Source organism: Sphingomonas sp. PL-96 (assembly GCF_020707215.1).
Lineage (GTDB): Bacteria > Pseudomonadota > Alphaproteobacteria > Sphingomonadales > Sphingomonadaceae > Sphingomonas.
Window position 1 is genome coordinate 228,030 of record NZ_JAJFET010000002.1, and the last position, 22,925, is coordinate 250,954.

General features: G+C 67.5%; 24 protein-coding genes and 2 tRNA genes. 11 read left to right on the forward strand and 15 right to left on the reverse strand.

Translation table 11 applies throughout. The features are described from left to right. Positions 1-29: 29 nt before the first annotated feature. On the reverse strand, positions 30-539 hold the full coding sequence (secB, locus tag LK533_RS06550) for a protein-export chaperone SecB (protein ID WP_229361977.1): 510 nt from the start codon (positions 537-539) through the stop codon (positions 30-32). 171 nt (positions 540-710) lie between these two features. Between secB and LK533_RS06555 the strand changes: the two genes are divergently transcribed. The 4 genes from LK533_RS06555 to LK533_RS06570 are packed head-to-tail and all read left to right on the forward strand — an operon-like array spanning position 711 to position 4,909. Then, positions 711-1,355 carry a Tim44/TimA family putative adaptor protein gene (locus LK533_RS06555; protein WP_229361978.1) on the forward strand — a complete coding sequence of 215 codons (645 nt, stop codon included), beginning with the start codon at positions 711-713 and terminating at the stop codon, positions 1,353-1,355. Between the two features lie 5 nt (positions 1,356-1,360). Continuing rightward, positions 1,361-2,629, forward strand: a complete 1,269-nt coding sequence (locus LK533_RS06560; protein WP_229362168.1) for a murein transglycosylase A — start codon at positions 1,361-1,363, stop codon at positions 2,627-2,629. Then, entirely contained in the window at positions 2,610-3,173 is a 564-nt protein-coding gene (locus tag LK533_RS06565; protein ID WP_229361979.1) for a Smr/MutS family protein, read from the forward strand. The genes LK533_RS06560 and LK533_RS06565 overlap by 20 nt, the downstream gene beginning before the upstream one ends. Positions 3,174-3,223: 50 nt before the next feature. Next, positions 3,224-4,909 carry a putative bifunctional diguanylate cyclase/phosphodiesterase gene (locus tag LK533_RS06570; RefSeq protein WP_229361980.1) on the forward strand — a complete coding sequence of 562 codons (1,686 nt, stop codon included), beginning with the start codon at positions 3,224-3,226 and terminating at the stop codon, positions 4,907-4,909. A 3-nt stretch (positions 4,910-4,912) separates the two neighbouring features. Here the strand turns inward: LK533_RS06570 and dapE are convergent, their stop codons facing one another. Then, complete coding sequence (dapE, locus tag LK533_RS06575; protein WP_229361981.1) at positions 4,913-6,064, reverse strand: succinyl-diaminopimelate desuccinylase; 1,152 nt, start codon at positions 6,062-6,064, stop codon at positions 4,913-4,915. Between dapE and LK533_RS06580 the strand changes: the two genes are divergently transcribed. Then, positions 6,064-6,507, forward strand: a complete 444-nt coding sequence (locus LK533_RS06580; RefSeq protein ID WP_229361982.1) for a cupin domain-containing protein — start codon at positions 6,064-6,066, stop codon at positions 6,505-6,507. The two genes, dapE and LK533_RS06580, sit on opposite strands and share 1 nt — an antisense overlap. Before the next feature lie 11 nt (positions 6,508-6,518). Here LK533_RS06580 and LK533_RS06585 read toward each other — a convergent pair whose 3' ends face one another. Further along, positions 6,519-7,193, reverse strand: a complete 675-nt coding sequence (locus LK533_RS06585; RefSeq protein WP_229361983.1) for a glutathione S-transferase family protein — start codon at positions 7,191-7,193, stop codon at positions 6,519-6,521. A gap of 65 nt (positions 7,194-7,258) precedes the next feature. Between LK533_RS06585 and LK533_RS06590 the strand changes: the two genes are divergently transcribed. Then, positions 7,259-7,879: an exopolysaccharide biosynthesis protein gene (locus tag LK533_RS06590; RefSeq protein ID WP_229361984.1), complete on the forward strand. Its 621-nt coding sequence runs from the start codon at positions 7,259-7,261 to the stop codon at positions 7,877-7,879. Between the two features lie 160 nt (positions 7,880-8,039). On the opposite strand, the gene yihA is transcribed toward LK533_RS06590, so the two are convergent. Genes yihA through rpmH form a run of 5 tightly spaced genes read right to left on the reverse strand, consistent with a single transcriptional unit; the run spans position 8,040 to position 11,132 of the window. After that, positions 8,040-8,699 carry a ribosome biogenesis GTP-binding protein YihA/YsxC gene (gene yihA, locus LK533_RS06595; RefSeq protein ID WP_229361985.1) on the reverse strand — a complete coding sequence of 220 codons (660 nt, stop codon included), beginning with the start codon at positions 8,697-8,699 and terminating at the stop codon, positions 8,040-8,042. Beyond that, positions 8,696-10,396 (reverse strand): membrane protein insertase YidC, encoded by a 1,701-nt coding sequence (gene yidC / locus LK533_RS06600; protein ID WP_229361986.1) that lies wholly within the window; start codon positions 10,394-10,396, stop codon positions 8,696-8,698. Before yidC ends, yihA begins: the two co-directional genes overlap by 4 nt. Before the next feature lie 25 nt (positions 10,397-10,421). Continuing rightward, positions 10,422-10,634, reverse strand: a complete 213-nt coding sequence (yidD, locus tag LK533_RS06605; RefSeq protein ID WP_229361987.1) for a membrane protein insertion efficiency factor YidD — start codon at positions 10,632-10,634, stop codon at positions 10,422-10,424. 40 nt (positions 10,635-10,674) lie between these two features. After that, complete coding sequence (gene rnpA, locus LK533_RS06610; protein WP_267495251.1) at positions 10,675-11,001, reverse strand: ribonuclease P protein component; 327 nt, start codon at positions 10,999-11,001, stop codon at positions 10,675-10,677. Continuing rightward, complete coding sequence (rpmH, locus tag LK533_RS06615) at positions 10,998-11,132, reverse strand: 50S ribosomal protein L34 (RefSeq protein ID WP_229361989.1); 135 nt, start codon at positions 11,130-11,132, stop codon at positions 10,998-11,000. Before rpmH ends, rnpA begins: the two co-directional genes overlap by 4 nt. Positions 11,133-11,371: 239 nt before the next feature. Between rpmH and LK533_RS06620 the strand changes: the two genes are divergently transcribed. Further along, a complete protein-coding gene (locus LK533_RS06620; RefSeq protein WP_229361990.1) occupies positions 11,372-12,877 on the forward strand; it encodes a YifB family Mg chelatase-like AAA ATPase in 1,506 nt (501 codons plus the stop codon). Between the two features lie 79 nt (positions 12,878-12,956). After that, positions 12,957-13,041: transfer RNA gene (locus tag LK533_RS06625), tRNA-Leu, on the forward strand. 20 nt (positions 13,042-13,061) lie between these two features. Here the strand turns inward: LK533_RS06625 and LK533_RS06630 are convergent. The 3 genes from LK533_RS06630 to LK533_RS06640 all read right to left on the reverse strand — a co-directional run bounded on the left by LK533_RS06630 (position 13,062) and on the right by LK533_RS06640 (position 14,640). Next, complete coding sequence (locus tag LK533_RS06630) at positions 13,062-13,613, reverse strand: sugar O-acetyltransferase (protein WP_229361991.1); 552 nt, start codon at positions 13,611-13,613, stop codon at positions 13,062-13,064. Positions 13,614-13,661: 48 nt separating this feature from the next. Then, positions 13,662-13,737 (reverse strand) — tRNA-Thr (locus LK533_RS06635). A gap of 18 nt (positions 13,738-13,755) precedes the next feature. Beyond that, positions 13,756-14,640: a hypothetical protein gene (locus LK533_RS06640; RefSeq protein WP_229361992.1), complete on the reverse strand. Its 885-nt coding sequence runs from the start codon at positions 14,638-14,640 to the stop codon at positions 13,756-13,758. A gap of 315 nt (positions 14,641-14,955) precedes the next feature. Between LK533_RS06640 and LK533_RS06645 the strand changes: the two genes are divergently transcribed. Then, on the forward strand, positions 14,956-17,817 hold the full coding sequence (locus LK533_RS06645) for a TonB-dependent receptor (RefSeq protein WP_229361993.1): 2,862 nt from the start codon (positions 14,956-14,958) through the stop codon (positions 17,815-17,817). A 61-nt stretch (positions 17,818-17,878) separates the two neighbouring features. Here the strand turns inward: LK533_RS06645 and xth are convergent, their stop codons facing one another. The 4 genes from xth to LK533_RS06665 form a co-directional block, all read right to left on the reverse strand. Then, positions 17,879-18,655, reverse strand: a complete 777-nt coding sequence (gene xth / locus LK533_RS06650; RefSeq protein ID WP_229361994.1) for an exodeoxyribonuclease III — start codon at positions 18,653-18,655, stop codon at positions 17,879-17,881. 84 nt (positions 18,656-18,739) lie between these two features. Further along, positions 18,740-19,501, reverse strand: a complete 762-nt coding sequence (locus tag LK533_RS06655; RefSeq protein ID WP_229361995.1) for an ABC transporter permease — start codon at positions 19,499-19,501, stop codon at positions 18,740-18,742. Further along, positions 19,498-20,427, reverse strand: a complete 930-nt coding sequence (locus tag LK533_RS06660) for an ABC transporter ATP-binding protein (RefSeq protein ID WP_229361996.1) — start codon at positions 20,425-20,427, stop codon at positions 19,498-19,500. Before LK533_RS06660 ends, LK533_RS06655 begins: the two co-directional genes overlap by 4 nt. 98 nt (positions 20,428-20,525) lie before the next feature. Further along, positions 20,526-21,857: a replication-associated recombination protein A gene (locus LK533_RS06665; RefSeq protein WP_229361997.1), complete on the reverse strand. Its 1,332-nt coding sequence runs from the start codon at positions 21,855-21,857 to the stop codon at positions 20,526-20,528. 111 nt (positions 21,858-21,968) lie between these two features. Here LK533_RS06665 and LK533_RS06670 point away from each other — a divergent pair, with 111 nt between their 5' ends. Both LK533_RS06670 and LK533_RS06675 read left to right on the forward strand, forming a co-directional pair. Continuing rightward, on the forward strand, positions 21,969-22,598 hold the full coding sequence (locus LK533_RS06670; RefSeq protein WP_229361998.1) for a PadR family transcriptional regulator: 630 nt from the start codon (positions 21,969-21,971) through the stop codon (positions 22,596-22,598). Further along, on the forward strand, positions 22,595-22,924 hold the full coding sequence (locus tag LK533_RS06675) for a DUF2218 domain-containing protein (RefSeq protein WP_229361999.1): 330 nt from the start codon (positions 22,595-22,597) through the stop codon (positions 22,922-22,924). Before LK533_RS06670 ends, LK533_RS06675 begins: the two co-directional genes overlap by 4 nt. Position 22,925: the final 1 nt, after the last annotated feature.

Here is a 22,925-nt window from a genome sequence, read left to right on the forward strand (position 1 = left end):
GTTCTGGTCAGCCCGTCCGCAGGTCTGGATCAGGCGTGGCCGATCGTGCCGGCGGCGTTGCCCGACAGTTCGCCGGCCGCAGCCGCGGCCTGCTGCATGTAGAGCGCGCCGAAGTCGATCGGCTCCAGCATCAGCGGCGGGAAGCCACCGTCGCGAACCGCATCGGCCAGCACGCGGCGGGCGAACGGGAAGAGGATACGCGGCGCTTCTGCGAGCAGGAACGGCTGCAGATGCTCTTCCGGGATGTTGCGCAGGCCGAACAGGCCAGCATAGCTCAGCTCGATCAGGTACAGCGCCTGACCCTCGACATCGGCGCGCGCCTCGACCTTGAGCACGACCTCGTGCACGTCCTCACCGACGGTGGTGGCGCCGATGTTGAACTGCACGTCCAGCTTGGGCTGGCCCTGCACCTGGTAGATGGCGGGCGCGTTCGGGTTTTCGAACGACAGGTCCTTCACATATTGCGACAGCACGCCGACCTGCGGCTGGTTGTCGGCACCGTTGAAGGTTTCGCCGGCGGCGTCGTTCTGCTCGTCCATGAGAATTTCCCTGGCTAAAGGAGTGCGTTGCGGCGCGCCGCGTTTCGGGTCGGCGCCTAGCAGGCGATCCGCGCCAGTTCAACGGCGGCGCCTGTGCGGTGGGACGATGGCAGCCATTTGAAACTGGCCGCGCATGCTCCTATGTACCAAGTGTCAGATTTGGGAGGCGAAGTGCTGGTTGTTGTTCTCTTGGGAATGGTCGCGGGGTTCCTCGCACTGCGTCTGTACGCGGTGCTGGGCAAGCGCACCGGCCACGAACAGCCCCTCGTCCGCCCCGCCGAAGAGCGCGTCGGCGTTCCGGCAGTGCCGCGCACCATCGACGTGCAGGCAGAGCCGCGCGACGTTGCACAGCGCCACGTCGAGCCGGCTGCGGAATCCGGACTGCGCACGATCGTTGCTGCGGACCAGAGCTTCGACGTCGCCGAGTTCCTGGAGGGCGCCAAGAGCGCCTATCGCATGATCCTGGAGGCGTTCTGGAAGGGCGACCGCGAGACGCTCGCCTGGCTGACCGATGCGGAGGTGCAGTCTGCGTTTGCGGCCGCGATCGACGAACGCGAGGCGGCGGGCCACACGCTCGACAATCGCCTGGTTTCGATCGAGCGCGCGGTGATCTCCGACGCGACCCTCTCCTCCGGCCTTGCCCGCATCACGGTGCGCTTCGATGCCGACATCGCTGCTGTCACGCGCGACGCCGATGGCCAGGTGATCGCCGGGTCGCTTACCGACGCGGTCGAGACGCACGACGTGTGGACCTTCGCCCGGACGCTCAAGAGCGGCGATCCGAACTGGAAGCTTGCCGACACCGACGAGGCGTGACCTCGATGCGAATGTGGGGGGCGGCAGCACTGGCGGTGCTGCTGGCGGGTTGTTCGAGCACCATCGTGCCGCGCGGCGTGGGAAGCCCGCCGCCGGCGCGGCCTTCGTCCACGCGCCCGCCGTCGGCCGGGTTGCCGGTCCGCCAGCCGATTGCCGCGACGCCGATCGCACCGATGGCCGTCGCGCCGGTCGCGGGTGCGGCAACTGCGCTCACCGCTGGCGTCGCCGCAGGACCGGCCACGCTGCCGATGACGCCGGACAGCGCCGAGCGCGCGCTGGCGGCGTTTCGCATCAGCTGCCCTTCGCTGGTCCGTCGCGCCGATGCGAGCGGCCTGACCCAGCCCGGCGATTGGTCGCCCGCCTGCACTGCGGCGTCGGCAGTCCCTGCGGGCGGCGCGATGCAGTTCTTCGCCACGCAGTTCGAACCGGTGCAGGTGGGTGAAGGCCGCGCCTTTGCGACTGGCTATTTCGAGCCGGAGATCGCAGGCTCCCGGCGGCGCGAGCGCGGCTATGACGTGCCCGTCTATGCCAAGCCCGCCGACCTGATCGAGGTCGATCTGGGCCTGTTCTCGAACGACCTAAAGGGCAAGCGCATCCGCGGCCGGGTGGAAGGCAGCGGCTTCGTGCCCTTCTACGACCGCACCCAGATCGAGGAAGGCGCGCTTGCCGGCCGCGGGCTGGAGATCGGCTGGGCGGCGGATCCGATCGAGTTCTTCTTCCTTCAGGTCCAGGGTTCGGGACGCCTGCGCCTGCCGGACGGATCGGTGATGCGCATCGGCTATGCCGGGCAGAACGGCCGCGACTATACCGGCATCGGCAAGCTGATGAAGGATCGCGGGCTGCTGGGCCCGGGCCAGGCATCGATGCAGGGCATCGTGGCGTGGCTGCGCGCGCACCCGGCGGAAGGCCGCGCCATCATGCGCGAGAACAAGAGCTTCGTGTTCTTTCGCGAGCTGACCGGGGCGGGGCCGCTCGGTGCGCTGGGCGTGCCGGTGACCGGGCAGGGCAGCGTTGCGGCCGATCCCAAGTTCGTACCCTTGGGCGCGCCGGTGTTCCTGTCGATGGACCGCACCGACGCAACCGGCCTTTGGGTGGCGCAGGACACGGGCGGCGCGATCAAGGGCGCCAATCGCTTCGACACCTTCTGGGGCGCAGGGGACGAGGCGCGGGCGATCGCCGGCGGCATGTCCGCGCGCGGCACTGCTTTTGTGCTGCTGCCCCGCGGCGTGCTGGCGCGGCTGAACGCAGGGCGCGGTGGCCGGACGACGCCTTAGCGAGGGCGAGTCGGCCCTGTGGGCGCGGGTGACCGCGGGCCTGCGGCCGCTGCACCCCTCGCGCCCCAAGGCAAAGCCGGTTGCGCCGCCGCCGCCCGAGCCCGTCGCCGCAAAGCCGCCGCGCGGGCGCGTGCCCGCGCCGCTGGTGCGCGCCGCACCCGCGCCTGCCTCCCAGGCCCCCTCCAATCATCTCGACGGCAGCTGGGATCGGCGCATCGCGCGCGGGCTGGTGGCGCCGGACAGCATGATCGACCTGCACGGCCATAGCCTCGCCTCGGCTCACGCACTGCTCGACCGCGCCCTGGAGCGGGCGATCGGTCGCGGCGACCGCGTGCTGTTGCTGGTGACGGGCAAGGCGCCGCGCCCGGAGGCCGAGCGGCCCTTTGCGCGCGGTGCGATCCGGGCGGCGGTTCCGGACTGGCTGGCGGCGTCCCGCCATGCCGACCGCATCGCGGCCGTGCGCCACGCGCACCCGCGCCACGGCGGTGCGGGCGCGCTCTATGTGGTGCTTCGCCGCCCGCAGGGACGCGCACAGAAACTTTAACCCTTTTGCGGCACGATGCACCACAAGAGGGGCATGGACGGGGGGAAGGGTTGCTCGAGGCAAAGTCGCTCAAGCGTCGTGCGATCGTCTTCGCCGCCTGCACCGGTGCGGTCAGCTTCTTTCTGGCGCTTCTGGCGACCACACACGGGCGGCTGGATGCGCTGACCGCGTCCAGTGCGCTGATCCCCGCCATCGTCTGCGCGACGATGTGCTGGGCGTCTGCCGAGCGGCATGTCTCCACCACTGCGGGCGCCGTCGACGACGCCATCCTGCGTCTCAGCAAGGCGACTCGCAGCGACTTGGAGAGCCCGATTCCGCGCAGCGTGTGGGCCTGCGTCCCAAGCCTGGCGCGTGCGATGCAGGCGCTGTTCGAGCAGTTGCGGGCGACGCTCGCCGCAGTCGAACGCGCGGCGCAGATCGACAGCATCACCGAACTGCCCAACCGCGCATATTTCCAGCAGCTGGTCGAGGTGCGGCTGGAGCGGCTGGCACAGCGGGGCTCCGACGCGACGGCAGCGCTGTTGTTCGTGGACCTCGACCGGTTCAAGGCCATCAACGACACCTATGGCCATGCCACCGGCGATCTGCTGCTGGCCGAGGTGGGTAGGCGCTTGCGGCGTGCGGTCGAGCACCTGCCGGCCGACAGCGCAGAGGAAGCCGCGATCGTGGGGCGGCTGAGCGGCGACGAGTTCACCATCCTCCTGTGCGGCCGCGCGGCGGCCGAGCCGCAGCGCGTCGCGCGCGGCGTCCTCAACGTGCTGGAGGCACCGCACCAGATCCTTGGGTGCGAAATCCAGGCCAGCGCCTCGATCGGCGTTGCGCTGTGGCCGCGGCACGGCACCGGCTTCGACGACCTCACGCGCGCGGCGGACGCTGCCATGTATGTCGCCAAGGCGGAGGGCCGCGGGCAGGCGCACGGTTTTGACGACAGCCTTGCGTCGGCAATCGTCACGCGCCGGACGCTGGAGCAGGAACTGCGCCGTGCCATCGACACCGGCGAATTCGGGCTGGTGTTCCAGCCTCAGGTGCTGGCGGCGACGGGCCAGCCTTGCGGCGCGGAGGCGCTGCTGCGCTGGCACCACCCCGACGGCGTACGCCTGCCCGGCAGCTTCCTCGCCTGTGCGGAGGAAACCGGGCTGATGGTCGAGATCGGCGATCAAATCGTGCAGCAGGTCGCGGCCACGATGGGCCGCTGGCACGCAAGCGGCTTTCGCCACCGGCTGTGCGTCAACATCAGCGCGCCCGAACTCGACCATGCGAGCTTTGTGCGCAAGCTGCGCGATGCGGTTGCGGAGAGCGGTGCTCCTGCCTCGATGCTCGAGCTGGAACTCAAGGAAGCGCTGCTGATGAAGTGCAGCCAGAACACGCTGGACACGGTTACGCTGCTGCGCCGGGACGGGGCGAGCATCGCGCTCGACGGCTTCGGCACCGGCTTCTCCAGCATCGCCCGCCTGCGCGAGCTGCCGATCGATCGCATGAAGCTCGACCGCCTGCTGACCCTGCATGTCGCCGGCAATGAGGAGGCACGGGCGATCGCGCAATCCTTGGTAGGGCTGATGCACGGCCTGGGCTGCACCGCCATCGCTGCCGGGATCGAGAGCGTCGAACAGGCCCGGATGCTGCGCGTGATCGGCTGCGACGTGCTCCAGGGCTATGCCATCGCCGAACCGATGGCGGAGGCGGCGCTGCTCGCCTGGTTCAAATCATCCGCCACGGAACGCCGGCTGGCGGGCTGACGCTCAATCGAGCGCGCGGCGGGCCAGCATCGCGTAGATCGCCTGCAGGGCGCGCAGGTCGTCCACCGCCACCGCCTCGTCCAGCTTGTGCATCGTCGCGTTGAGCAGGCCGAACTCGACCGTCGGGCAAAGCCGGGAGAGGAAGCGGGCGTCCGAGGTGCCGCCGGTGGTCGACAGTTCCGGCTCCAGCCCCGTGTGGGTGCGAATCGCTTCAGTGACGAGCGACGAAAAGGCGCCAGGCGGGGTCAGGAACGCCTCGCCCGAAACGCGGCCGGTCACGCTGGCGCCGGGCGCGTGGCGCTCGACGATGGCGCGGATCCGCTCGACCAGATCGTCGCCGCGGTGCTGGTCGTTGAAGCGGATCGACAGACGCGCCGCCGCGCGGCCGGGGATCACGTTCGTGGCTGGGTTGCCGACCGTCAGGTCCGTCGCCTCGATGTTCGACGGCTGGAACCAGTCGGTGCCCGTGTCGAGCACCAGCGCATCGATTTCGGCGAGGACCGCGACCAGCCGCGGGATCGGGTTGTCGGCGAGGTGTGGGTAGGCGACATGCCCCTGACGGCCGGTCACCTCGATCCAGATGTTGACCGAACCGCGGCGGCCGATCTTGATCATGTCGCCCAGGCGGTGGGTAGAGGTGGGCTCGCCGACCAGGCACAAGTCGGGGGCAAGTCCGCGCTCGGCCATGCGGTCGATGATCGCGCGGGTGCCGAACACGGCCGGACCCTCTTCGTCGCCGGTGATCAGCAGCGACACCGTGCCTGCATCCGCCGGCACTGCGGCACAGGCGGCGACAAAGGCGGCAACCGCGCCCTTCATGTCCACCGCACCGCGGCCGTAGACCAGGCCGCCGCGCTCCTCGCCCGAGAACGGCCCTGCCGTCCAGCCTTCGCCTGCTGGCACCACATCGACATGGCCGGCGAACGCCAGGTGGCGACCGCCGGTGCCGCGCACCGCGATCAGGTTCTCGACCGGGCCGTCGGGTGCCTCGCCGCAGGTGAAGCGGTCGATTGCGAAGCCGAGCGGACGGAGCGCTGCTTCCAGCACGTCAAAGACCGCGCCACGGGCAGGGGTGACGCTTTCGGCTGCAATCAGTGCCTTGGTAAGTTCGACGACGTCTGCCACGCTGGCCCCCTGAAATGATGGAGGGGGCATTGCCCAAGCTCGATCTCGATACAATCCCGCAGACCAATGCGACGGGCTATCCGGAGCCGTTCCGGAGCGCGGTGCAGGGACGCTGGTACCGGCGGCTGGCGCCGGTGGGTGGGCTGGAGGATTTCGGCGTCAGCCATGTCGTGCTGCGCCCCGGTGCCTGGTCCTCGCAGCGCCACTGGCATGAGGGCGAGGACGAGTTCGTCGTGATGCTGTCCGGCGAAGCGGTGCTGGTGGACGATTCGGGCGAAACGGTGATGCGGGCGGGCGATTGCGCGGCGTTCCCCAAGAACGATGGCAACGGCCACGTGCTGCAGAACCGCAGCGATACGACGTGCGTGTTCATCGCGGTCGGGCGCCCGGCGGCGACTCGCTGCCACTATCCCGACATCGACATGCTGCTGACGCCGGGCAAGGGCTATCGCGTCGGCGGCAAGCCCGCCTGACTGCCCTTCGGTCAGCCCGCGGCGTCCGCCGGCTGCTCGAAGCGCTCGATCACCCAATCCTCTTCCTGGGCGCTGGCGATCCAGTCCTGCATCCAGCGGTGCGAGAGCAGGGCGTGCATATAGGCAGCAGCGAAGGGGGGCACCGGGATCGAGTAGGTGACGAAGCGAGTGACGACCGGCGCGTACATGGCGTCCACGGCGCCGAATTCGCCGAACAGGAACTCGCCCGTGCCGCCGAAGCGCGCGCGTGCCTGTGCCCAGAGCTCCAGCACCCGCGTGACATCGTGCACGACGTCATTGTCGAGCCGGGCCGGCGGATAGACCTGGCGAATGTTCATGCTGTGCTTGCGGCGCAGCGCCTGGAAGCCCGAGTGCATCTCCGCCGCCATCGACCGTGCCATTGCGCGCGCGGCCGGGTCAGCTGGCCAAAAGCGGTCGCCGCCCGACTTCTCGTTCAGATATTCGACAATGGCGAGGCTGTCCCACACCACCACGTCGCCGTCCCACAGGATCGGCACCTTGCCCGACGAGGGAGCGAACTCGTCGCCTTCACGCCTGCGGTCCCATTCGGCGTCGTAAAGCGGGACGACCACTTCCTCGAACGGCAGGCCGGAAAGCTTGGCGGCGAGCCAGCCGCGCAGCGACCATGAGGAATAGGCCTTGTTGCCGAGGATGAGCTTGAGCATGGCCGCGGTCTAGCCTCCCGCTCGCCGCAACGGAACCGCCTTGCGATAATTCCGTTGGCGCAACGATGACGGACCAGAAAAACGACCCGCAAAGCGTCGGCGACGTGCTCGACCGGCTCAAGCAACTCGGCGAAGAGGCTGGCGACGAGAAGGCGAAGCTGGGCGACGCCATCCAGGCAATGGGGCACCGCGCCTATGGCCCGTTCTTTATCCTCTTTCCCCTGATCGACATCTCGCCGGTGGGCGGCATCCCCGGCTTGCCGACCGCGATGGCGTTGGTGATGGCGCTGCTGGCGCTTCAGCTGCTGTTCGGGCGCGAGGACCTGTGGCTGCCGGGCTTTCTTGCGAACCGCGGGCTGAAGGGCAAGAAGCTGGTGACGGTTGCGAACAAGATGCGCCCGGTCGCCAAATGGCTGGACCGCTGGTTCCATGACCGCATGCCGGCTTTCACCAAGGGCCCGATCATCAAGGTTGCCGCGGTCGCGATCATCGCGCTGTGCACCACGGTGCCGCCGCTCGAGCTGCTGCCGTTCGCGAGCACGCTGCCGATGGTGGCGATCCTGTCGTTCGGCCTCGCGCTGCTGGTGCGCGACGGGCTGCTGATGCTGATCGCCTGCGGCTTGTCGGTCGCGGCGATCGGTGGCGGGCTAGGCTGGTTCTTCAACCGCAGCGGCCAGGGCGGCTAGCGGCGGACTTTTGAAGAACCGTTTGTGCTGAGTAGGGGCTGAGCGCAGCCGAAGCCGCGTATCGAAGTACGGGTGACGGTCCTTTGATACGCCGTTTCGACTTCGCTCAACGGCTGCTCAGGACGACCGGCGGATTACGCTCAGAGCGCCCCCCTGCCTTTTAGTCGATGGACTCGACCACCGCGGCGCGAAGCTCGGGGATCCCCATGCCCTTTTCGCTCGAGGTGGCGAGCACCTCCGGGTGCGCGGCCGGGCGCTTGCGCGCCTCGGCGACGGTCGCTTCGTACACGGCGGCAAGTTCGCTGGCCTTGATCTTGTCGGCCTTGGTCAGGACCACGCGGTAGCTGACCGCTGCCTTGTCCAGCATCCCCAGCACCTCGCGGTCGACATCCTTGATGCCGTGGCGCGAATCGATCAGCACCAGCGTCCGCTTGAGCACCACGCGCCCACGCAGATAGTCGTTCACCAGGTAGCGCCACTTGCGGACCACGTCCTTGGGCGCCTTGGCAAAGCCGTAGCCGGGCATGTCCACCAGCCGGAAGCGCAGCGGATCGCCCACGTCGAAGAAGTTCAGCTCCTGCGTTCGGCCGGGCGTCACCGAGGTGCGCGCCAGGCTGTTGCGGCCGGTGAGCGCGTTCAGCAGCGACGACTTGCCGACGTTCGAGCGGCCGGCAAAGGCGATTTCCGGCACCACCGGGTCCGGCAGGTGCTGGAGCGCGGGCGCCGAGCGCAGGAAGGTGATGGGTCCGGCAAACAGCTTGCGGGCCGCTTCGATCGCTTCCGGATCGAACGCCTCGATGGGGGCAGGGACGTCCGTCACTTGGATGCCGCCGCCCTCAGGCCCGGATGCCGCGAATAGAGCAGCTGCTGCTGCGCGACGGTCAGCAGGTTGGACGTGATCCAATAGACCTGCAGGCCCACCGCGAACGGCGCCATGATGAACATCATCACCCAGGGCATCAGGCCGAACACCTGCTTCTGCGCCGGGTCCATCGCCTGCGGGTTGAGCTTGAACTGGAAGTACATCGACACGCCCAGCAGCACCGGCACCACGCCGATCGCCAGGAAGTGCGGCAGCGTGAAGTCCAGATAGCCGAACAGGTTCAGGATCGTCGCCGGATCGGGCGCGGACAGATCCTTGATCCAGCCGACAAACGGCTGGTGGCGCATTTCGATGGTGAGCATCAGCACCTTGTAGAGCGCGTAGAACACCGGGATCTGCAGCAGCGTCGGGAGACAGCCCGCGACCGGGTTCACCTTCTCCTGCTTGTACAGCGCCATCATCTCCTGCTGGAGGCGCGGCTTGTCGTCCTTGTAGCGCTCCTGCAGCACCTTCAGCTTGGGCTGAAGCGCGCGCATCGCCGCCATGGAGGCGAACTGGCGCTGGGCGATCGGGAACATCAGCAGGCGAATGGTCAGCGTCAGCAGGATGATCGCCACGCCGAAGTTCTGGACCATCCGGAACAGCCAGTGGAGATAGGCGAAGATCGGCTTCTCCACGATGCCGAACCAGCCCCAGTCGATCGAGTTGCCGAACTGGACGACGCCTGCATCCTCATACCGGTCGAGCAGATCGACTTCCTTGGCGCCTGCGAAGAAGCGGGCGGTTGCGGTCGACTGCTGACCCGGCTGCACTGTCGTCAGGCCCGCTGGGCGGTAGTCCGCCTGGTGAACATTGTCGCCGGTGTCGCGGAACTGGATGACGTTGCTCTTGGCCTGGTCCGGCACCAGCGCGGTCAGCCAATAGTGGTCGGTGAAGCCGGCCCAGCCACCCTGGGTATCGAACTTCTGCGGGGCTTCGTCGACGTCCTTATAGTCGACGTCGAAGTTCACGCCGCCCTTGACCTCATAGATGGGCCCCGAGTGAATGCTCCAGGTATCCTTGTCGCGCGGCGGCGCACGGCGGCTGAGCAGGCCATAGGTGGCCGCCTGGACCGGCTGCGGGCCGGCATTGCCCAGCGTCTGGCGGACGGTGAACATATAGCCATCATCGACCGCGATCTGGATCTGGTAGCGCTGGCTGCCGACCTGGGTCGTGAGCGTGACCGGGGTGGCGGGGGTCAGGCGGGTGCCGCTTGCCTGCCACACGGTGTCGGTGCCCGGCGCCTGCACGCCGTTGCCGGACCAGCCGAAGCTCGCAAAATAGGCGTCGCCGCTGCCCGAAGGCGACAGCAGGCGGATCGGCGCGCTGTCCTTGGCAATCGTTTCCTTGTGCCGGGTCAGCACCAGGTCGTCGATGCGTGCGCCCTTGAGGTTGATCGAGCCCTTCAGCCGCGGCGTGTCGATGATGACGCGCGGGGTTTCGCGCAGCACCAGCGCGCGGTCGCGAACTGCGGCGGGCGAATCGGCAGCGGGGTCGGCGCCGGGGTTCGGCACGACTTCGCTCTTGCCGTTGACGACCTTGGTCGCCGGCGGATTGGCGGCGGGGAAGAAGTAGCTCGCGATCGGCTGCCAACCGAACAGGATGATCGCGGCCAGCACCGCGAAGAGGACGAAGTTCTTCTGGTCGTTCTTCACCGACTAATCCCTGTGTGCTCGGTCGTCATGGTACCGGATCGTAGCCGTGGCCGCCCCACGGATGGCAGCGCCCGATCCGTCGCGCCGCAAGCCAGCTGCCCTTGATCGCGCCATAGCGGCGAAGCGCCTCGATTGCATAGGCCGAACAGCTGGGGCTGTAGCGGCAGCTGGGGGGTAGGATCACCGAGGGACCCAGTTGCCAGCCGCGCGCGACGAGTATCAGCAGGCGTGCGATCACCGCACGCCGCCGAACGATTGGGAAAGGAGCCGCGCCGGGCTCACCGCGTCACCTTGCGCAACGCCTTGGCAAGCTCGGCTTTCAGCGACTCATAAGGGCGCTCGATCGCGGCGTTGCGACCGATCAGCACATGGTCCGCGCCGGGAATACCCGCCTCCGGCAGGACCTCACGCGCAAGCGCACGGAAACGCCGCTTCACCCGATTGCGGGCGACGGCGTTGCCGACTTTCTTGGATACGGTGATGCCGATCCGAATGGTCGGATCGGCATCCTCGCGTGCGCGCACCAGCAGCACGAAGCCCGGCATCGGCGCACGCTTGCCTCCGTTCGCAGCGAGATACTCGCTGCGACGGGTAAGGCGGGTCAGGCCGACAGCTTCTTGCGGCCGCGGTTGCGACGAGCGCGAATCACATTGCGGCCGCCCGGCGTCGCCATGCGGCTGCGAAAGCCGTGACGGCGCGTGCGTACCAGGTTGCTCGGCTGAAAGGTCCGCTTCATCACTCATTCCCCGGGATATCGAACGTCTACAATAACAGAAAAAGCCGCCCAAACCGGCGGCCGTGTGCCGGGAGCCCATAGGCAAGCTGCCTCCCCAAGTCAACGCGGCTGCGCCCGAAGGGAGGTGGTTCCCGCCATTGCCGCGATGTGGGACATGTGTGTTGCCGACGCAAGACACAGACGCAGTTTCCCTCGCCCCCAAACCGGCTATGCAGGTGCGGGGATCAGGGGGGGCAGCGATGGTCGCGATCGTGTCGACGGCGGCGTATCTGGGGCTGGAGGCACGCGCGGTCGAGGCGCAGGTGCAGCTGGCACCGGGCGTGCCGGCGTTCGTGGTCGTGGGCCTGCCCGACAAAGCGGTCGGCGAGAGCCGCGAGCGAGTCCGCGCCGCCATCGCGGCGATCGGACTTTCGCTGCCGCCCAAGCGGATCACGGTCAATCTGTCGCCGGCGGATCTACCCAAGGAGGGATCGCACTACGACCTTCCGATCGCGCTCGGGCTGCTGGCGGCGATGGGCGTCGTCGATGCGGAGACGCTGTCCGAATATGTCGTCGTCGGCGAGCTGGGGCTGGACGGGCGGATCGCGGCAACGCCGGGCGTGCTGCTCGCCGCCCTGCATGCGTCGGAACGTGGGCTGGGGCTGATCTGCCCCGCCTCGCAAGGCGCAGAGGCCGCCTGGGCGGGGGGCAGCATCGTCGCCGCGCCCGACCTGATCGGCCTGCTCAATCACCTGAAAGGCACGCAGCTGCTGCCCGAACCTGCCCCCGGCGAGGCGGAAGAATGGGTCGCAGGCCCCGACCTGCGCCGGGTGAAGGGGCAGGAGACCGCCAAGCGCGCGCTGGAGATCGCGGCGGCCGGCGGCCATAACCTGTTGATGGTCGGGCCGCCGGGCGCGGGCAAGTCGCTGCTGGCGTCCTGCCTGCCCGGCATCCTGCCGCCGCTCGATTCGGGCGAGGCGCTGGAGGTGTCGATGGTCGCCTCGGTCGCAGGCACGCTGACGAGCGGGCGGATGACACGGGCGCGGCCCTATCGCGCGCCGCATCACTCGGCCTCCATGGCTGCACTGGTCGGTGGCGGGCTGCGCGTGCGGCCGGGCGAGGTGAGCCTCGCCCATCTGGGCGTATTGTTCCTCGACGAGCTGCCGGAATTCCAGCGCGCGGTGCTCGATTCGCTGCGCCAGCCGCTGGAGACCGGCAACGTCAGCGTGGCGCGGGCCAATGCGCATGTGAGCTTCCCCGCGCGCGTGCAGCTGGTCGCGGCGATGAACCCGTGCCGGTGCGGGCATCTCGGCGATCCGGCGCTCGCCTGTTCGCGGGCACCGCGCTGTGCCTCCGATTACCAGGCGCGCGTTTCCGGGCCGCTGCTCGACCGCATCGACCTTCACCTGGAGATGCAGCCCGTCAGCGCCGTGGACCTCGCTTTGCCGCCCGCCGCCGAGGGTTCGGCTGAAGTCGGCGCCCGCGTCGCGGCAGCACGCGCAGTCCAGGCGCGGCGCTATCGTGACGCTTCGGCACGCACCAATGCCGAGGCGGACGGCGACGTGCTGGAGGCGACCGCCACGCCCGACGCCGCCGGTGCCAGGCTGCTCGCCCAGGCGGCCGAAGCGATGCGGCTGTCCGCGCGCAGCTATATCCGCGTGCTCCGCGTCGCGCGCACGATTGCAGACCTGGCGGGTGCGGAAGCGGTCGGGCGCGTGCATGTAGCAGAAGCCCTCAGCTACCGCCGCCAGCCACCGCGCGCCTGAAGTGGCGCCAGGTGCTGGCATTTACGCATCGGCTGCCGTATAGGGCCGCGACCGGCCGCCGGAAGGCGGCTCGCACCGTGCGGGTGTGGTGAAATCGGTAGACGCGCCGGACTCAAAATCCGGTTCCGCAAGGAGTGTCGGTTCGAGTCCGACCACCCGCACCAACGACGATCCTATCTCTCGTTCAGCGCTCCAGGATGCGTGCCGGATTCCCGACCGCGGTCGCGCCCGCAGGCACATCCCGCGTCACCACGCTGCCGGCGCCGATCAGCGCATCGTCGCCGATCGTGATGCCCGGCAGCAGGATGGCGCCGCCGCCGATCCAGACATTGCTGCCGATGTTGATCGGGCGACCCCATTCCAGTCCGGCTGCACGCTCCGCCGGATCGCGGGGATGATCGGCGGCCAGGATCTGCACCCCCGGCCCGATCTGCGTTCCGTCGCCGATGCGGACCTCGACCACGTCCAGGATGACGCAGTTGAAGTTCAGGAACACGCCGGCGCCCAGATGAATGTTGGTGCCATAGTCGCAATGGAAGGGCGGGCGGATGGTGGAACCCGCGCCGACCGAACCCAGCCCCATGCGGAGCAATGCCGCGCGCTCAGCTTCGCCGACCGTGGCGTTGAAGCGCTGCATCCACTCGGCGGCGGCGCGCTGATCGGCCACGATCTCCGGGTCGCTGGCGCGGTAGGGCTCACCCGCCAGCATCTTCTGTTTTTCGGAAGGGGCAGGCATCGCGCCTCTCCGTGTGACCATAGGCGCCGCGGGGGCGGCCCGCAGATATGGTGCCGGTTGCAGGAATCGAACCCGCGACCTTCGGTTTACAAAACCGCTGCTCTACCAGCTGAGCTAAACCGGCGTTGCGCTGCCCTTTGCGTCAGAGAACGCCGAAGGTCCAGCCTTCGCTGCGCCGAATTGCGGGTGTAAGCGCCGCCGGGCGCCAGAGCTCGGGGTCGGGTGCGACCTGCCGGAGCCAGGCCGCGGCCATGATGGCGTCGGTGGCATGATCGTCGTAGCGGGCGATGGGGGTGTGCCGATCGCTGCCAAGCGCGAGCAGGGCGGCATCCAGCGACGCGCCGTCGCGCACCTTGCTCAACCCCTTGCGCAGCCCGGCGGCACGCGCCGCTACGGTGGTGTAGATCTCCACCACCAGGGCACCTGTCGTCGGCACGGGATCGAACGGCCAGACGGGAACGGCGGGTCCCAAATGGTGGAGCAGCCGCATGCCGGCAAAGCTCGCCTTGGCAACCTGGGCCGCGCCGATCGCGTCGTAGAGGGTGGATGCCTTGCCGATCCCGCTGGCGTTATAGGCCGCCTCGCACTGGCGGATGTGCAGGAACTGCGCCTTTGGACCATCGCGGGCACCCAGATAGAAGTGCACGCCGCGCCGCCGTTCCAGGAACGAGGCGGCGCCCAGATCGGCGTCCGGGCAATCGGCATCGACATAGGCCCAGAAGGCACGCGCGGTGCTGGGCGTCGCCTCGCCCGGCAGATAGGCGCCGCGCTCGACCAGCGGCGGCGCGAAACTAAAGTCGAAGCCGACCAGCAGCGGCGTGTCCGCCTGCGCTTTCAGCCAGTGGAGCACGTCGGTGCGCGACCAGACTCCACGCGGCGGCGGCACCAGCTCGGGTGCGGCGGTTCCTGCGCCGCATAGCGCAACGGCGATCCCCTTGTGTCGATGCCCCTTGGCGCCCGACCAGTCGATCGCGGCGAACCGGGTGAAGTGTCCAGGCGGCGGGGCGGAAGCCCTGGTTTCGGTCATGCGGCAGACATAAGCGCGGCTTGCGCGGAGTTCCAACCCGCCGCCTTGAGGCCGCTGGCACCTGCAAAGTGCCCACAGTCCCAGCGTAAAACAACGAGAGTTGCTGCGGCCGGACGCTTTGTAAAGACCGTAAAACTCCGACAATAACTTTGCCCAAGACTAGGTTGGAGCAAGTCCTGGATGATCCAATTGCGACAGAACGCCCTTTTAGGCATCCCGACCCACTTGATTTACTAAATTGGTTTTCAGATACATTAGAAAATAACAAGATTACCAAGCCGAACAACGGCAGCGTTTCACGGGAGAGGAACGACTATGCGACCATCGCTCAAGGTGTGTCTGCTGCTTGGCAGCATCATCGCAGGTAGCCCTGCGCTCGCACAGGTAGCAGCGCCCGGGACGGCGATGCAGGACGGCAGTGCACCCGGTCCGGTGGAACCGACGCCGACGAGTGCAGAGGTGGGGCAGGACGATCTCACCACCGGCGCGGGCGGGGACATCGTCGTTACCGGCATCCGCAGCAGTCTTGCCGCTTCGGCGCGCATCAAGCGCGACTCGCAACAGATCGTCGACACGATCTCGGCAGAAGATGTCGGCAAGTTCCCCGACGCGAACATCGCCGAATCGCTTCAGCGCATCACCGGCGTCGCGATCGACCGTTCGGGCGGCGAGGGGCAGTTCATCACGGTGCGCGGGCTCGGACCCGAATTCAACACCGTGCTGGTCAACGGCCGCGTCATGGCGACCGACAATCCAGGTCGCGAATTCTCGTTCGACACGCTGTCGTCGAACATGATCCAGCGCACCGACGTGTACAAATCCAGCGTGCCGGAGCTGCAGGAAGGCGGCATCGGCGCCACCGTCAACATCATCACCGCGCGCCCGCTGGATGGCGAGGCCGGGTTCAACTTCGCGGCCTCGGCGGGCGCGATCTACGACACGCTGCGCGACAAGATGGGGCCGGATGCGTCGGCGGTGGCGTCCTGGACCAACGACAGCAAGACCTTTGGCGTCGTGCTGTCGGGTTCCTACACCGACCGCTACAGCCAGCTCGATTTCGTGCAGACGGAAGGCTGGCTGTTCGGGCCGCAGCAGATCGTCGCCGGCACGCCGGACCAGACTGGGCTGCCTGCCAGCGCGGTCACGGTCAGCGACCCGATCCACACGCCCCAGAACGTGCAGTTCGATCGGTTCAAGGAGCGGCGTCGCCGCATCAACGTCGCAGGCGCGGTGCAGGCGCAGCTCACCGACAGCCTGCTGCTCACGGTGGACGGCGTCTTTTCCGATTTCGACGTCTTCACCGACCGCAACTATTTCGTGACCTTCTTCGCCCAGCCCTTCATCGGGTTGCAGGCCGACGAGAACGGCACCGTCACCAACTTCAACCGGTTCGGCCTCGACTTCCTGGCCGCCAACCCTGACATCGCGGCGGGAGGCTATCCCGCGGGCGTGATCGACAACATCACCGGCCCGACCCACCGGCTCACCCAGACCTACCAGGTCGGCGGCAACCTCAAGTGGAACCCGACCGAGGATGTCGAGATGCGGCTCGACGTGTCAAAGACGCGCGCGACTCTGCGCAACCCCGGCCAGTTCGTGGTGGTCGGCGCCCGCACCCAGACCGCGCCGGCGTTTGACCTCAACAAGGGCGGCGACCTGCCGATCGTCTCCAACCTGGGCGACATCACCGACCCGGCGATCGCCACCGCCCATTATCTCGACGTGTCGAACGGCAGCGCGCGCGACGACGGGCAGGAATATCACTTCGACACCAACTACAAGGTGCACGACAGCGTGCTGCGCGGGGTGAGCATCGGCTTTGGCTACACCGATCGCCAGAAGCAGCGTTTCTCGCGCAACAACCAGGACGGGCAATGCGCCTATTGCGGCTATGAGATCCCGATCGATCCCTCGCTGATCCAGGCGTTCGAGCTCGACGGCTTCCTGTCGGGCGCCTCGGGCGCGGAGTCGGTGCCAGGGCAGTTCTTCACCTATGATCCCGACGCGATCATCGCCTATCTTTCCGATCCCGCCCGGCTGGCGCTGCCGCGCTCGGGACGGACCGCGGAGGAACAGGCGGCCGAGGCAGCCCGGCTGCTTGCCCTTCCGGGCGGGCCGTTCGGGGTGCGCGAAAACCTCAACAGCCGCCTGGACGTCACCGAGCGGGTGCTTGCAGGCTATATCTCGATGCAGTTCGGCGGCGAGCGCTGGAGCGGCAATGCCGGGGTGCGGGTGGTGCGCACCCAGACGATCTCACGCGGGTTCGAGCTGCCGGTGCTCGCGATCCGGCAGACGCCGGGCGACGACACCCTGCAATATACGTTCGGAGAGGCGAGCCCGATCACGGTGCGCAACAGCTATGTCAACGCGCTCCCCTCGGCCAACATCAAGGTCAACCTGACCGACAAGCTGATCGCGCGCGCGGCCTTTTCCCAGACGGTGACTCGCCCGACGCTGACCGATCTGGGCGTGGACAACAGCTATGGCGGGCGCGTTTCGGTACCGCTGTCGAGCGGCGGCAACCCGACGCTCGAGCCGTTCAAGTCGACCAACTACGACCTGTCGCTGGAATGGTATCTGTCCTCGGTCAGCTATTTGAGCGTCGGCGCCTTCTACAAGGATCTCAGCGACTTCCTTGAGCTCCAGACGCTGCCGGTGGAGCGCTTCGGACGTGTCTTCAACGACACCCGTACGCGCAACGGGCAGACCGGGAACATCCGCGGCGTAGAGGTCGGCGGGCAATATGCGTTCGACTGGTTGCCGGGGGCGCTGTCGGGCTTTGGCGTGACCGGAAACTACACCTATGTCGCGAGCAAGGCCGAACGCGACCAGGCGCTCACCGACTATGAATGCGGCTACAACGGCCTGTCGCCGCATTCGGCGAACGGCAGCCTGTTCTACGAGAAGTTCGGCATCTCCGCGCGCGGCTCGTACAATTGGCGCTCGGACTATCTGCGCGCCTGTCGTTCGGATCAGGGCCGCCCGCGCAACCGCTCGGCCTATGGCCAGTTCGACTTCAGCCTGGCCTATGACGTCACACCGAACTTCCAGCTGTACGTACAGGGCGTCAACGTCACCAACGAGCGCGTCCATGAATGGTCCGCGATCGAGGACCGCTTCCTGCTGCTGCAGGACACGGGCGCGCGCTACAACTTCGGCATCCGCGCAAAGCTTTGATCCGTTCGCGGCGGGGCAACTGCCCCGCCGCGGATCCGCTCAGTGCCGGAACGTTCGTGGATCAACGATCCGCAAGCACGATCCAGACCGGCGCATGGTCGCTGGTCTTTTCCCACCCGCGGACCTGACGATCGACCTGGGCGTCCACCAGTCGATCCTTGAGGGCGGGGCTGAGCAGGAAATGGTCGATGCGGAGCCCGGCGTTGCGGGCAAAGGCGTTCCGGAAATAGTCGAAAAAGGTGTAGATCGTCTCGTCGGGATGGATCGTGCGCAGCGCATCGGTCCAGCCCTGGTCCAGCAGCCGGAAGAAGGCGGCGCGCACTTCGGGCGCGAACAAGGCGTCGTCGACCCAGCGCTGGGGCTTGTAGACGTCCCGTTCGGCCGGCATCACGTTGAAGTCGCCGGCGAGCACCACCGGAGCGCCGGACGCGGCCAGCGTCGCGGCGTGGTCGATCAGCGTGTCGAACCAGACGAGCTTGTAGTCGAACTTGGGTCCGGGCCGCGGATTGCCGTTCGGCAGATAGAGGCAGGCGATCAGCACGCCGTTGACGGCTGCCTCAAGGTAGCGGCTCTGCGACGGATCGGGATCATTGGGAAGGCCACGACGCGTCTCGTGGATCTTGCCTACGCGGCTGAGGAGCGCGACCCCGTTCCAGCTCTTCTGCCCGTGCCAGACGACATCATAGCCGAGGTTTCGGATGGCACCTTCCGGGAAATTGTCCTGCGCCGCCTTGAGTTCCTGGAGGCAGACGATGTCGGGCTGTTCTTCCTCCAGCCAGCGCAGGAGAACGGGAAGGCGGCCGTTGACGCCATTCACGTTGTACGTCGCGATCTTCATCCAGGCCTCCCGCGTCTCGATAGCGGAACGAACGTCCGCTACCGGCCGGAGGTCCCGATCCATGGCGCGGGACCCGCGGCGGGCTCAGTTCTTCAGTCGCCAGCCGCTCTTGAAGATCCAGGCAACGATCGCGAGGCACAGGACCAGGAAGCCCAGCGTCACGCCCAAGCTGACCGCAATGTCCACGTCGCCCTTGCCGAAGAAGCTCCAGCGAAAGCCGCTCACGAGATAGACGACCGGGTTGAACAGGCTGATCGTCCGCCACGGCTGCGGCAACATGTCGATCGAGTAGAAGCTGCCGCCCAGGAACGTCAGCGGGGTGATCAGCATCATGGGCACGAAGTTCAGCTGTTCGAAGCTCTTGGCCCAGATGCCCAGGATGAAGCCGAACAGGCTGAACGCGATGGACGTGAGCAGCAGGAACGCGATCATGGCGCCGGGATGCAGCACCCGGATGGGAACGAAAAAGGCCGAGGTCGCCAGGATGATCGCACCGATCACCACCGACTTGGTGGCCGCCGCACCGACATAACCCAGCACCAGCTCCATCGAGGAGATGGGAGCGGACAGAAGCTCGAAGATCGTGCCGGTGAACTTGGGGAAATAGATGCCGATCGAGGCATTGCCGACGCTCTGCGTCAGCAGTGACAGCATGATCAGGCCGGGCACGATGAAGCTGCCATAGCCGACGCCATCGACGCTCTGCATGCGGCTGCCGATCGCACCGCCGAAGACGATGAAATAGAGGCTGGTGGTCAGCACGGGGCCGACGAGGCTCTGCCACAGGGTCCGGAGCGAGCGGGCCATTTCGAAGCGATAGATCGCCCAGATGCCGTGCAGGTTCATGCCCGTTCCTCCACCAGGTCGACGAAGATGTCCTCAAGGCTCGACTTGGAGGTCTCCAGGTCCTTGAACGCGATGTGCCGGTCTGCAAGCGCACGCAGCAGCGACGGAATGCCCGTATCCTCCTCGGTGGCGTCGAAGACGTAGCGCAGGGTCTTGCCCTCGTTCACCAGGCTGAGCCGCCAGCGCTCCAACCCCTCGGGCACCGCGTCGATCGGATCGACCAGGCTCAGGTCGAGCTCGCGCTTGCCCAGCTTGTGCATCAGCGCCGACTTGTCGTCGACCAGCAGCAACCTGCCCTTGTTGATGACGCCCACCCGGTCGGCCATTTCCTCGGCCTCCTCGATATAGTGGGTGGTGAGGATGATCGTCGTGCCGCGTTCGCGCAGGCGATGGACGAGCTGCCACATGTCGCGGCGCAGCGCCACGTCGACACCGGCGGTGGGTTCGTCGAGAAACAGGATCTCGGGCTCGTGGGCGAGTGCCTTGGCGATCAGCACGCGGCGCTTCATGCCGCCGGAAAGCTCCATGATCCGCGCGTTGCGCTTGTCCCACAGCGACAGGTCGCGCAGCACCTGCTCGATATAGGCGCTATGGCCCGAGCGCCCGAACAGCCGCCGCGAGAAGGTAACGGTGGCGAGCACCGTTTCGAACATGTCGACCGATAGTTCCTGCGGGACCAGGCCGATGCGCGACCGGGCCGCCTTGTAGTCGGCGATCGCATCATGCCCCGCTACCCGGATCGTGCCGCTGGAGGGAGTCACGATGCCGCAGATGATGCTGATCAGCGTCGTCTTGCCGGCACCATTAGGGCCGAGGAGCGCGAAGATCTCTCCCTTGTTGATTGCAAGATCAACGCTGTGGAGCGCGGTGAACCCGCCCTTGTACGTCTTGGACACGCCCGTCACGGCGAGAATTGGTTCCGGCATGAGCCCCCCTTTGGTCGCGCGTAGATAGGAGAGCGAAGGGGCCGCTTAAAGCCGGGGGCCAAACTGGATGACTGCGTTGCGGCCGAACAACCGGAGGATCAATCCGCGTCGTCGGGGGTGCGGCCGTGGCGGCGGGCGTCCCACCATGCCATGCGTTCGCTGAGCCGCTTTTCAAAGCCGCGCTCGGTCGGCGCGTAGAAGTGCTGCGGCGGCAGTTCCTCGGGCCAATAGTTCGCGCCGGAAAAGCCGCCGTCGCTGTCATGGTCATAGGCATAGCCCTCGCCATAGCCGATCTCCTTCATCAGCTTGGTAGGGGCATTCAGGATGTTGTGCGGCGGCATCAGCGAGCCGGTCTCCTTGGCCAGTCGCCACGCCGCCTTTTGCGCCATGTAGGCAGCGTTCGATTTGGGCGCGGTGGCGCAATAGAGGCAGGCCTGCACGATCGCGAGCTCGCCTTCGGGCGAACCCAGATAGTCATAGGCATCCTTGGCGGCCAGGCACTGCACCAGCGCCTGCGGATCGGCGAGACCGATGTCCTCGCTCGCAAAGCGCGTGATCCGCCGCAGCACGTAGAGCGGTTCCTCACCGGCCGTCAGCATCCGCGCGAGATAGTAGAGCGCGGCCTGTGGATCCGACCCGCGCAGCGATTTGTGGAGCGCGGAGATGAGGTTGTAATGCCCCTCGCGATCCTTGTCGTAGATCGCCATGCGACGCTGGAGCAGCGCGGACAGGCTGGCGGGATCGAGCGGTGCGTCGAGCTGGATCGAGAACAGCGTCTCCGCCTGGTTGAGCAGGAAGCGCCCATCGCCATCGGCGCTTGCGACCAGCGCCGCGCGGGCATCCTCATCGAGGGGGAGCGGGCGGCCCTCGGCCTCCTCGGCACGCGCGAGCAGCGTTTCCAGCGCCTCTGCATCCAGGCGGCGCAGGATCAAGACCTGCGCGCGCGAAACCAGCGCGGCGTTCAGTTCGAACGACGGGTTCTCGGTGGTCGCCCCGACCAGCGTCACCGTGCCGTCCTCGACGTAGGGAAGGAAGCCGTCCTGCTGCGCGCGATTGAAGCGGTGGATCTCGTCCACGAACAACAGTGTGCGCCGGCCGAGCCGGGCATGGTCGCGCGCCTCGGCAAACACCTTCTTCAGGTCGGCAACACCCGAGAACACGGCCGAGATCGAGGCGAAGCGCAAGCCCACCGCGTCGGCGAGCAGCCGGGCGATCGTCGTCTTGCCGGTGCCCGGCGGTCCCCACAGCACCATCGATGAGAGCTTGCCCGCGGCCACCATCCGGCCGATCGCGCCTTCCGGCCCGGTCAGGTGCGACTGCCCGACGACCTCGTCCAGGTGACGCGGGCGCAGCCGATCGGCGAGCGGGCCGTCCACGGCGGCGGCCGAGGACGGAGCGGGTGGATCAAAGGCGGCAAAGAGATCGGCCATGCCGCGGATATAGGCGCCGAAAACAAAATGCGCAGCATCGCGCCTCCTCCCCCTTGCGTGATGCAATCTGAGATATATCTTTGCGCTATCGAAGAACGTACAGGAGCGACCATGTTCGGCATGCATCATCATCATTCACATCGGCACGGGCTGCGGGGCGGCGGGTGCGGCCCCCATGGCGGGTTCGGCCGCGGGCGCCCTTTTGCGGGGCCGTTCGGCGGCAGGCCGTTCGACGGCTGGAGCCGTGACGGCGAGGAGCGGGGCGGTCGCGGCGGTCGGCGTCGCCTGTTCGACGGGGGCGACCTGCGGCTGGTGCTGCTCGCGCTCATCGAGCAGCAGCCGCGCCACGGCTACGACCTCATCCGCGAGATCAAGGAGCGCACCGGCGGCGTCTATGCGCCGAGCCCGGGCGTGGTCTATCCGACGCTGACCCTGCTCGCCGACATGGCGCTGGTCGAGGAACAGGCGGAGGACGGCGCGCGCAAGGCCTATGCCATCACGCAGGCGGGCATCGCCCACCTCGACGAACAGCGCGAGCTGGTCGAGGCGCTGCTGGCACGGCTGACTGCGGTCGGCTCGATGACGGCGCGGACCAGCGGCGGCCCGGTGAAACGCGCGATGGGCAATCTGCGGACAGTGCTGGGCCAGCGGCTCGGCGGGGAGGAAGTTGCGCCAGAGACGCTGCATGCCGTGGCCGCGATCCTCGACGAGGCCGCCCAGCGCATCGAGCGCCTGGCATGAGCGCCGCGGCATATGGTGCGGTCGCGCAGGTTCCGACCGCGGAAGGCAGCCGCTATCTCCAGCAGCTGTGCAAGCACTGGAGCCACAACCTCCAGGTCGAGTTCACGCCGGAGCAGGGAAGCGTCGTCTTCCCGCACAATGCCCGGGGTGCCGACTATCCGGGCGACGGCCGCGCGCTGTTCGAGGCCGGAGAGGCGGTGCTGACGGTGCGGATCGAGGCCACCTCGGCCGAGCAGCTCGACAACCTCAAGAAGGTGGTCGCATCGCATCTGGACCGCTTTGCGTTTCGCGAGGCGCCGCTCGCCTTCGACTGGCAGACGGCATGAC

Excerpts from the sequence above, each read along its gene's own strand:
- LK533_RS06655 (WP_229361995.1), bottom strand. The coding sequence starts at position 19,501 with ATGAACCTGCACGGCATCTGGGCGATCTATCGCTTCGAAATGGCCCGC.
- LK533_RS06660 (WP_229361996.1), bottom strand. The coding sequence starts at position 20,427 with ATGCCGGAACCAATTCTCGCCGTGACGGGCGTGTCCAAGACGTACAAG.
- dapE (WP_229361981.1), bottom strand. The coding sequence starts at position 6,064 with ATGCCCCCTCCATCATTTCAGGGGGCCAGCGTGGCAGACGTCGTCGAA.
- LK533_RS06630 (WP_229361991.1), bottom strand. The coding sequence starts at position 13,613 with ATGCCTGCCCCTTCCGAAAAACAGAAGATGCTGGCGGGTGAGCCCTAC.
- LK533_RS06675 (WP_229361999.1), top strand. The coding sequence starts at position 22,595 with ATGAGCGCCGCGGCATATGGTGCGGTCGCGCAGGTTCCGACCGCGGAA.
- secB (WP_229361977.1), bottom strand. The coding sequence starts at position 539 with ATGGACGAGCAGAACGACGCCGCCGGCGAAACCTTCAACGGTGCCGAC.
- LK533_RS06645 (WP_229361993.1), top strand. The coding sequence starts at position 14,956 with ATGCGACCATCGCTCAAGGTGTGTCTGCTGCTTGGCAGCATCATCGCA.
- LK533_RS06560 (WP_229362168.1), top strand. The coding sequence starts at position 1,361 with ATGCGAATGTGGGGGGCGGCAGCACTGGCGGTGCTGCTGGCGGGTTGT.
- LK533_RS06590 (WP_229361984.1), top strand. The coding sequence starts at position 7,259 with ATGACGGACCAGAAAAACGACCCGCAAAGCGTCGGCGACGTGCTCGAC.
- LK533_RS06585 (WP_229361983.1), bottom strand. The coding sequence starts at position 7,193 with ATGCTCAAGCTCATCCTCGGCAACAAGGCCTATTCCTCATGGTCGCTG.
- LK533_RS06640 (WP_229361992.1), bottom strand. The coding sequence starts at position 14,640 with ATGACCGAAACCAGGGCTTCCGCCCCGCCGCCTGGACACTTCACCCGG.
- rpmH (WP_229361989.1), bottom strand. The coding sequence starts at position 11,132 with ATGAAGCGGACCTTTCAGCCGAGCAACCTGGTACGCACGCGCCGTCAC.
- LK533_RS06665 (WP_229361997.1), bottom strand. The coding sequence starts at position 21,857 with ATGGCCGATCTCTTTGCCGCCTTTGATCCACCCGCTCCGTCCTCGGCC.
- LK533_RS06670 (WP_229361998.1), top strand. The coding sequence starts at position 21,969 with ATGTTCGGCATGCATCATCATCATTCACATCGGCACGGGCTGCGGGGC.
- xth (WP_229361994.1), bottom strand. The coding sequence starts at position 18,655 with ATGAAGATCGCGACGTACAACGTGAATGGCGTCAACGGCCGCCTTCCC.
- LK533_RS06620 (WP_229361990.1), top strand. The coding sequence starts at position 11,372 with ATGGTCGCGATCGTGTCGACGGCGGCGTATCTGGGGCTGGAGGCACGC.